We start from the raw sequence: 9946 nt of genomic DNA on the forward strand, positions 1-9946 counted from the left end.
GAATTAATTTGTTATTTCTCTCCGTAGTTGTTCTTGATATTTTCTTCTTCGCCATAAGATTTCTAATATCACAAACCACAAGGGTGTGCCATATAACGCAACACGGGTGTCATAATCAAATACCATGATCACCACCGTAAAGGCAAAAAATAGCAAAGTACACCAGGTCATCGGAATGCCCAGCGGCATTTTATAGATGGATTTTTTATGCAGATCAGGTCGTTGCTTGCGGTAAGCCAGATAAGCAAGCAGGATCATGCACCAACTGTAAATCACCATAATAGCCGCTACGGTTGTCACAATCGTAAATAATTTCATCACATCAGGAATGATAAACAGCAGGAATACCCCGCTTGCCATACAGAGAATGGAGAATATCAGGCTGAATACCGGAACGGCGCTGCTTATGGAAAGTTGCCCGAATTTATGATGAGCCAGTTTTTCGGTAGACAGGCCATAGAGCATTCGGGTACAGGCATATAACCCACTGTTTGCTGAAGACATGGCCGAAGTGAGTGCCACAAAGTTGATCACCGCAGCGGCGGCAGGTAACCCGGCCAGTGCAAATAACGTCACAAATGGGCTGATTTCCGGGGAAATTTGTGGCCATGAGGTCACCGCGATGATGCACATCATGGAGAGTACGTAAAAAATAATGATCCTGATGGGAATACTGTTGATCGCTTTGGGTAAGATTTTTTCCGGCTCTTTGGTTTCAGCCGTTACCGTGCCAACCAACTCAATCCCGGTAAAGGAGAAAATGGCGATTTGAAAACCGGCAAAAAAGCCGAAAATACCATTTGGCAGGAATACGTCAGGCTCCGTCAAATGACGTACAGAGGCTGTCACGCCATTGGGTGAAGTCCATCCCACAATCACCATACCGACACCCACAACAATCAGGGCAACTATCGCCACCACTTTGATCATGGCAAACCAGAATTCCGCCTCACCAAACAGCCGGACTGAGAAAAAGTTACACCAGCACATCAATCCCAAGATAAACAGTGCCGTTAACCAAAGCCAACTGTCCGGGAACCAATACTGGATATAGCCACCACACACCACAACATCGGCGATGCAACTGACAATCCAACTCATCCAATAAGTCCATCCCAGAAAATAACTGGCCTTATCGCCAAGATAATCTGCGACAAAATCAGCAAACGTTCTGTAATCTAACTTGGTGAGCAACAGTTCCCCCATTGCCCTCATGACCATAAAAGCGAAAAAGCCAATCAAAAGATAAGTCAGGATAATTGACGTTCCTGATACGGCAATCGTCTTTCCTGTTCCCATGAACAGCCCCGTGCCAATGGCACCCCCAATGGCGATCAACTGCACATGGCGCTTACCTAATCCACGGTGAAGTTTCTGCGCACCGACGGATGGTTCCTCTACGGGTGTTTTTAATGATCTCGTCATCAATAACCTCTACGGTTTGCGTTTTTATACATTGATTATGTGAATTTCTCTAACCTTAATCTTTTTCTAACAACAATATTTCTCCAACAACAGTCCTGCCCGCAGCCCAATCGCCACATGCGCATTAGGAAACAGAATAAAGTTGGCAGGTGAGGTGATTTTCCAGGATTGATTTTGCTGGCGGGCGATTGCAAAACCGTCCGGTAATTCAGTAAAGTTTTTCGTGTCTTCGGGGATATTGAGCTGAAAACTCTCATGTTGTTTGATAATGGCATCCACCACACGATAGCGTTTAAGCGCCGGTTTATCCCGTTTGATGGAAAACCGGCCGGCGATCAAATCCTGCAAGGCCGCGGTCATATTGCTGAACCTTGCCAGATCGTTTTGCCCGAAAGGCAGCGCCTTGCCGATTTCCAACGTGCAACTGTCCGCACTAAAATATTCGCTGGTAAAGTGACTGAACGTCCCCCCGGCTGTGTTATGAAAGACCAGCGCATCAATATTACTGTCTTCCAGCCATTGTAAAAAATCCGCGGCATATTCACGTGCCTGATAGGGCAACAGCGCAAACTGCTCATGGCAGGAATCCCGAATGGCGGTGTGGAGGTCAAGGTGCCTGCGTTTCGTTGATGCCATCACTGCGGGTTGATTAAAAAATTGCCGGATAACCGATTCCAGTTCCCTCGCGCGGTTTGATTCATTTCCCAACGGAAAATTTCGGTAACGGCCGCCAAACATGCGGTTGAGATCCTGCTCAAGATAGCGCTTTCCTGCACGCATGGCGGGTAAATTGCCAAATACCAACAGAAGGTTGTGCTGCAATGGCAGATTTCCCTGCGCCAGTTGTGACACTATCTGGATCAGTATTTCCACGGGCGCCGTTTCATTACCATGAATGCCCGCTGAGATAATCAACGTATCAGGAGGGAACTCTTGCGGTGATCGTTGCGATGATGTTTGCGGTAATGTTTGCGGCAACAGTTGCAATACCCCTTCTGCCAACCAGGTTGATGTGATGGTGGGCGGAAAACACACATTATTTTCAATTTTGTTTTCCGGCAATATGGTGTTGTTAAGTAATAGCGTCAGTAAATCCATTTCATCTCCCGATTAACGCTGAAACTCATAAATCGAACCCAATTTGAGGATCTGCGTCAGTTCATCAAGAGCAGCGTAAACGTCTCTCAATAGCTGGGGATCAGCGAGATCAGCGACATACAGAGCATCGCGATAATGGCGTTCAACCCATGTCGTCAGACGTTGATACAGTTCTGGTGTCATCAAGGTAGCCGGATTGACCGCGGCCAATTCGTGTTCGTTCAAAACCACCCTGAGCCGCAAACACGCCGGCCCACCGCCATTACGCATACTTTCCCGCAAGTCAAAAAAGTGGAGCTGTGTGATGGGAGAATTTCCTTGCGCAATCAATGCTTGCAGATATGCCGAGACATTGTGATTCTGCCGGCACTCTTCCGGTAAAATCAGCATCATGTTGCCATCCGGCTGGCTCAACAACTGGCTGTTAAATAAGTAAGAACTGACGGTATCCTGAAGGCTGACCTGTTCTGTCGGCACTTCAATAGCAATCAAGACGTGCCCAAGCCGGGCCATCTTTTCCCTCAACTCAGTCAATACGGACTGCGGATTTAAGAACGCCTGCTGATGATAGAAAAGCACATTGCGGTTGCTGACGGCGATGACATCGTTATGAAACACCCCGCTGTCAATAGCAACCGGGCTTTGTTGGGCGAAGATTGTCCTGTCGTCTTCAAGCTGATGCAGGCGGGCAATAGCCTGACTGGCCTCCAGTGTCTGCCGTGCCGGGTAGCGCGCAGGTGCTACCCCTTCCTGCAACGCCTTGCGCCCATAGACAAATAACTGAACGCCCGCTTCATCATATTCGCCGCAAAAACGATTATGGTTCGCCGCCCCTTCATCTCCCCAATCGGCATGTTGTGGCAGCGGATCATGATGCACAAAACAGTTTTGATCCAGAAAAGTGGCTTGCAAGGCACGTGACGTCGTGAGGCTTTCCAACGAACGGTGCAACTTATTATTTAAATTTGCCACCGTGAAATGCACCCGCTGATCCGCACTGTCTGCGGAAGGTGAAACCGTCGCCGCATTTGCCGTCCACATGGAAGAGGCGGAACTGAGGTTGGACAGCAATAATGGGGAATAGCGGGCGGCTTTATTTAATACCTGTTCGTCGCTGCCGGTAAACCCCAGTTGCCGCAATGCCGGCAGGTTAGGACGTTGTTGCGGGGGCAAAACCCCCTGTACCAGCCCCATATCAGACAACGCTTTCATTTTCATCAATCCCTGAAGTGCGGCTTTACGGGGATTGGACCCTTGCCCCCGATGATTGATGGACGCCTTATTCCCCGTTGACAGGCCGGCATAATGGTGGGTCATGCCCACCAGACCATCAAAATTGGCTTCAATACCCGGCATAATTACCTCTCACCTCCGGTTGATGAATGAAAAAAGTCAAGCCCTGGTGTCGGTGTTGCCGGCAAAACCACACTTTCAGCGGTCAGGGAAGCCATCGGCCAGGCACAATAATCCGCGGCATAATAGGCACTGGGGCGGTGATTGCCGGATGCCCCAATTCCCCCAAACGGGGCTTTGCCGGATGCCCCTGTCAGCGGCTTATTCCAATTCACGATCCCCGCCCTCGCCTCTTGTAATAGCCTTTCAAACAGACCGGCATCAGGCGAAATCAGCCCCGAAGCCAGCCCAAACCGGGTATCATTCGCTAGCGCGATGGCTTCGTCGAACGTGGTATACCGCCTTACCGTTAACAGGGGGCCGAAATATTCTTCATCAGGGATTGCTTCGACTTGAGTCAGATCAATGATGCCCGGCGTCATCAACGTTGAATGTGGATCAGGCTGCGTTAAGGTGAGCAACGCGACCCCGCCCAAGGCCAACAATTTGGATTGCGCGTCCAGTAAACTTTGCGCGGCGGCCAACGAGATGACGCCGCCCATAAAAGGCTGGGGGTCAGCATCCCAACGAGCGGGGACAATCTGGGCGCTGGCCTCAAGTAACCGTTGGATTAAGGCATCTCCCCTTTCCCCTTGCTTCACCAGCAACCGGCGGGCACAAGTACAGCGCTGCCCGGCGGAGATAAAGGCCGACTGGATAATGGTGTAAACGGCGGCGTCAATATCATCATAATCGTCCACAATCAGGGCATTGTTACCGCCCATCTCCAGCGCCAGCATTTTCTCCGGTTGGCCGGCTAATACGCGGTGGAAGTGAAAGCCGGTTGCCGCACTGCCGGTAAACAGCACACCATCTATTTCACGACTGTCCAGCAAAGCGCCCCCCGTTTCTTTGCTCCCTTGAAGGAGATTCAGCACCCCGGCAGGCAATCCCGCCTTAATCCACAATGCTACGGTTTTCTCCGCGGTGATTGGCGTCAATTCACTGGGTTTGAACACCAGTGTATTACCGGCAATCAGTGCCGGGACAATATGCCCATTGGGTAAATGCCCCGGAAAATTATAGGGGCCGAAGACTGCCATCACGCCGTGGGGACGATGCTGCAATATCGCTTTCCCGTCCGGCATGGGCGTTTCGGAGTACCCCGTCCGTTGCGCCCAGGCTTCAAGCGAAATGGCGATCTTGCCGATCATGGACTGGACTTCTGTCCGGGTTTCCCACAGGGGCTTGCTGGTTTCCTCGCTAATGACTTGAGCCATCTTTTCTTTTTCTTGCGCCAGCAAACCGGCAAAGGTCTGAATAATCGCGATGCGTTTTTCCACCGCCAATCTGGACCAGGCAGGAAACGCTTGGCGGGCGGACTGGCAGGCTGCCCCTACCTGATCGGCAGACGCGCCGTTCGCCTGCCATAAAACCCGTTGATCGACAGGAGAATATTTAACGACAGGCAGACCTTGCCCTGCTACCCATGCACCGCCAATGTAATTTGCTTGATGATTCATTGTGAAATCCTTTAATGGCAAAAGCCCTTAATGACAAAGTATTAATCGTGAATACACCTAAGAGAAAAGAGAAACGAAGCGTACCGGATCGCCATCATCCACCTGGAGTACCTCCATTTCGGCGGAGGTAAGCGGCAATTCATCGCTATCCAAAGGTGCAAAAATATTCAACAGGAGCGCTTTAAATGCCTGAAAATTCAGATTAGAAACGATGTACTGTGTGCCCGCCGATGATCGGGAAACCGAATCGCTTCTTTTAACATGCACAATCCGGCTGGCTTTGATTGTGCGTACATTGTCAATCTCAGCATCCAGGATGGTGCCCGCATCAAAAATATCGACCGCACCGTGATAGGCAAATCCCTCTTTTTCCAAGATGGCACGGGCGGGCAAGGTATTTTCGTGCACCTGACCAATGACCTGACGGGCCTCTTCTGGCAACAAAGGAACATAAATCGGATGAAACGGCATCAACTCGGCAATAAACGTTTTGCAGCCAATGCCAGTCAAATAGTCCGCTTGTGCAAAGGGAACCGTGAAGAAATGTTTGCCAAGGGCATTCCAAAATGGCGATTCACCCTGTTGATCCACCACTCCACGCATTTCCGCAAAAATAGATTGCGGGAACAGGTGCCTGAATGCGGAAATAAACAGAAATCGGCTTCGGGAAAGAAACACCCCGTTGCCTCCCCCCTGATAATCAGGGGCAAGGAACAACGTACACAATTCACTGCATCCGGTATAATCCTGCCCGACCACCAGCGTTTCAAAGGTGTTGTAAACCCCCAATTCGCGGGAAGCCCGCACTGATTTATGTACGCGGAAATTGTAGAAAGGCTCCTCCAGCCCCACCGCAACTTCCAGCGCACTGACGCCAACAACACGATGCTGTTCCGTGTCTTCCAAGGTAAATAAAAACCCTTGTTGTGCTCGTCCCCTTGCATTGTTGAAAGAATCAATGCTGCGTGAAATCCGTGCCGTCAGATATTCCTGATTACTGGGTAATGTCGTCAGGCCAACGCCAGCACGGGACGAAAGATTGAGGATATCCTCTAAATCTTCATGTTGAACGGATCTAAATAGCATCATGATCTCACCCCAATTCGGCTCTATTCCTGAACAAATCGCTTAAGGGCGTTTTCAAGGCGGATGAAACCGTCGTTGATATCCTGCGGTTCGATATTTAACGCAGGCGCAAAACGCAACACATTGGGGCCGGCTATCAGGGCAATTAATCCCTCTTCCGCAGCGATATTGGTCAGGGTTTTCGCCTTGCCCTGATATTTTTCAACCAGCTCAGCACCCAGCAATAACCCTTTGCCCCGTAATTCACTAAATACCGGATAACGTTGATTGAGATCGGACATCCGTTGCATAAATTCATGATGGCGTTCCTGCACCCCGGCAAGGAACGCCGGCTGGTTCACCAGTTCGACGACGGTGTTGGCAACGGCTGCCGCCAGTGGGTTTCCGCCAAAGGTTGTGCCGTGTGTTCCCGGCTGGAACACCTCTGCGATATGCTGCCTAACCAACATGGCACCAATCGGGAACCCACCCCCCAACCCCTTGGCACTGGTCAAGATGTCCGGCTCTATGCCGGTTTCCTCATAGGCATATAAATACCCCGTCCGTCCGACGCCGGTTTGGATTTCGTCAAAAATCAGCAACGCTTGATGTTGATCACACAACTCGCGCAATGCCTGCAAAAATGCCGGTTCAGCCGGGATCACGCCTCCTTCTCCAATGATCGGCTCAACAATCACAGCGCAGGTTTTTTCTGATATATGGGCTTTAATCGCGTCGATATCGTTGAATGGCAGGTGGCTAATTTGCTGTGGCAATGGCGCAAAATCTTGGGAATATTTGGGTTGCCCGCCGACAGTCACCGTAAATAATGTTCTGCCGTGGAAGGAATTCTCAAATGAAATAATTTCGTTCTTATGATGACCATATTTATCCAACGCATATTTCCGGGCAATTTTTAATGCTGCTTCATTCGCTTCCGCCCCGGAATTACAGAAAAAAACCTTATCTGCAAATGTATTTTCAACCAAGTATTTCGCCAGTTTTAAGACAGGTTCATTTGTATAACCATTACCAATATGCCATAGGTTTTCCATTTGAAAATTTAATACATTCTTTAATTGATCATTGGCATGACCCAGTGAATTAACGGCAATTCCTCCCGCAAAATCAATGTATTCCTTACTATTTTGATCCCAGACCCGTGAACCTTCGGCAACCACCGGGATAAAATTCGCAGGTGAAAAACAGGGAACCATATACTGGTCAAACCAATTTCTGTGAATCGCATTCGACATTTGTTTTTCCTCAATTTATTAGGCTATTAAATTAAATTTAATTTTATATACCATTGAATTTAATTTTTCATGGATGGCTATATTTCATTTATTAATTCATTATTTCGATAAATTTCCAATGACATTATCGCAGGCGTTTTTTGAACCTTTTTGATCAGTGATTGACCTCATAATCTCTTTTGGATTTAACAAAGTCAATACAATTAAATCACAATTAATTTACTTTATGAGGTCTTTCACAATTTATAACAATGCACTGACTTTCTATTTATGCAGCATTTATGCATAAAAAAATAAATAAAAAGAGGTGTTGAAACGAAGATAATGGAAATGACGTAATTTCGTTCAATAATTATTCATAAATCGTGACTCTCTATTTTGTCCATAATCTGAAAATTATATTTGCAATTAACAATTTTTACCTTTGTTTCTGAGTGGGTACGGTGACTGTCAAGGATTCACCGGCTCCCTATAACGGGTGGAACTGATGACCATGACCTAATAGATTCAATCTGTTAGATAAACCATTTTGGGATTCATCAAAACAATATTTAAAGTCCCCCTGATAATACGGTAGAAATATTGCTGAATTTCTTATTTTCTCCTCGTCAGAAAAAGATTTAACTTGTTGATTCCAATGACCATGTAATCTCATATCACCGCTAAAATAAAAATAGTATTAGGTTAAATAATTAACTAACATTAATTATCATCAATGAAATCACATCAAGGCCAGCTATTATATAGACACCAAATTTCAATTTACAATATAAATAATCAACAAAGTAACAATTTGTTATCTATTAGGTAGAGGTATGCAAAGAAAATTTAATAAACTATATAACTGATTAAATTATATCATTTATATAGTTTCTCTTTATAATCAAATTAATTTATCATTTACCTCAGGGAATAGTTTTCATCACAGTTATATTTATTAATATCGTCATATTATAAATCACGCTTGCAGTTTGATAAGAAAAAAACAACCATAATGGATTGAGTAAACAGATATATGAATTTTCATATTAATTATAACCTTCGACAATGGCTTGTTCTTTATGACTCTAATAGCTTATTTATATCGTCAATCTTGGGTATTACTGCTGGTATCGACAATAAGCGCATTAATTAGTGGGTTTGCCGGTGCTTCGATAGTCGGGATGATCAGTCAAGGAGTGACAGAAAAGATTAACCTAAATACATTTCTTTGGGTTTTTTTGGTATCTGTTTTATTTTTTTATTACTAAAACCCTATCGGAAATTACATTATCTCATTTATCCCAATCCACTGTTTTTTCATTACGCCTAAGTTTAAGTAATAAAATTTTACGGGCACCACTTAAAAAACTCCATAAACTTGGGCGGCATGGCTTATTGGCGGTTTTAACTAAAGACGTCGATGTTTTCGTACACTCCTTTATGCTGGCACCGTCAGTTTTTGGTAATATCACCCTCATCATCGCCTGTTTTGGTTATTTAGCCTGGATGTCCTGGCAACTGTTTCTCATTCTGGCTGTGTTCTGCCTTATCGGTATGTATGTGTTTTATCTGTGGGAAAAATATCCATTACAATTAATGACACAGATGCGTGATCAAATCGATAAAATATACCTTCATTTCCAAAGCCTGATTGATGGTAGTAAAGAGCTGCAACTCAATAAACAAAAAGGCCATCTTTTTATTAATAAAGTGATTGCCCCGGCAGCCAAAGTATTTCAAGAAGTCTGCGTCAAGGCAAACTCCAGCTATGCCTGGGTTATTAATGCCAGCTCTGTCACATTTTATGTCATCATTGGTGTGATCGTTTTTGTTGTCCCGATTTGGCTTCCCCAAGAGCCATCAACGCTGGTGACGGTATCGCTGCTGGTGCTCTTTTTATCCGGTCCCATCAGTGAAGTTATCGGCGCCATTCCTGAACTGAGGGAAGCGGAAGTTTCACTCAATAAAATGCGCCGCCTTGACAGTGAACTGGAAGAAACCCTGTCCGTACAGGTCGAAGGCCCTAATCCATTCAACAAGCCACAAGCAATAACACTTGAGCTAAAAGAGGTTATCCACCATTACACGACCGATAAAGAAGATCGCCAGTTCGCACTCGGTCCATTAAGTTTGAAAATATCGCAAGGTGAAATTGTGGGAACCTCTAAAAACTCCCTATACAAAAAATAAGGCCAATTTTGCACTCATTCGTCATAAAATTAATCTTATTGTTTGTCACTGCTTCTTGCTTTTTCAGAAAGAAAA

The 9946-nt window shown here is 46.1% G+C and carries 7 protein-coding genes; 1 reads left to right on the top strand and 6 read right to left on the bottom strand.

Going from position 1 to position 9946, the window contains the following annotated elements; genetic code table 11:
• Positions 1 to 3 precede the first annotated feature (3 nt).
• From PSI15_RS03530 to PSI15_RS03555, 6 genes are all read right to left on the bottom strand, one after another.
• Positions 4 to 1425 carry an amino acid permease gene (locus tag PSI15_RS03530; protein WP_273582320.1) on the bottom strand — a complete coding sequence of 474 codons (1422 nt, stop codon included), beginning with the start codon at positions 1423 to 1425 and terminating at the stop codon, positions 4 to 6.
• A gap of 66 nt (positions 1426 to 1491) precedes the next feature.
• A complete protein-coding gene (astE, locus tag PSI15_RS03535) occupies positions 1492 to 2523 on the bottom strand; it encodes a succinylglutamate desuccinylase (RefSeq protein WP_273582321.1) in 1032 nt (343 codons plus the stop codon).
• A 12-nt stretch (positions 2524 to 2535) separates the two neighbouring features.
• Positions 2536 to 3879, bottom strand: a complete 1344-nt coding sequence (gene astB, locus PSI15_RS03540) for an N-succinylarginine dihydrolase (RefSeq protein WP_273582322.1) — start codon at positions 3877 to 3879, stop codon at positions 2536 to 2538.
• Positions 3880 to 3881: 2 nt separating this feature from the next.
• Entirely contained in the window at positions 3882 to 5378 is a 1497-nt protein-coding gene (gene astD / locus PSI15_RS03545) for a succinylglutamate-semialdehyde dehydrogenase (protein ID WP_273582323.1), read from the bottom strand.
• Positions 5379 to 5435: 57 nt separating this feature from the next.
• The gene (gene astA / locus PSI15_RS03550; RefSeq protein ID WP_273582328.1) at positions 5436 to 6464 is read right to left on the bottom strand and encodes an arginine N-succinyltransferase; all 1029 of its coding nucleotides are present in this window, start codon (positions 6462 to 6464) and stop codon (positions 5436 to 5438) included.
• Positions 6465 to 6487: 23 nt separating this feature from the next.
• Positions 6488 to 7699, bottom strand: coding sequence for an aspartate aminotransferase family protein (locus tag PSI15_RS03555; protein WP_273582324.1), 1212 nt, complete (start codon positions 7697 to 7699; stop codon positions 6488 to 6490).
• A gap of 1263 nt (positions 7700 to 8962) precedes the next feature.
• Here PSI15_RS03555 and PSI15_RS03560 point away from each other — a divergent pair.
• Positions 8963 to 9871 (top strand): ABC transporter transmembrane domain-containing protein, encoded by a 909-nt coding sequence (locus PSI15_RS03560; protein WP_273582329.1) that lies wholly within the window; start codon positions 8963 to 8965, stop codon positions 9869 to 9871.
• Positions 9872 to 9946: the final 75 nt, after the last annotated feature.

Origin of the sequence: Xenorhabdus sp. PR6a (assembly GCF_028599065.1) — a bacterium.
Taxonomy (GTDB): domain Bacteria; phylum Pseudomonadota; class Gammaproteobacteria; order Enterobacterales; family Enterobacteriaceae; genus Xenorhabdus; species Xenorhabdus doucetiae.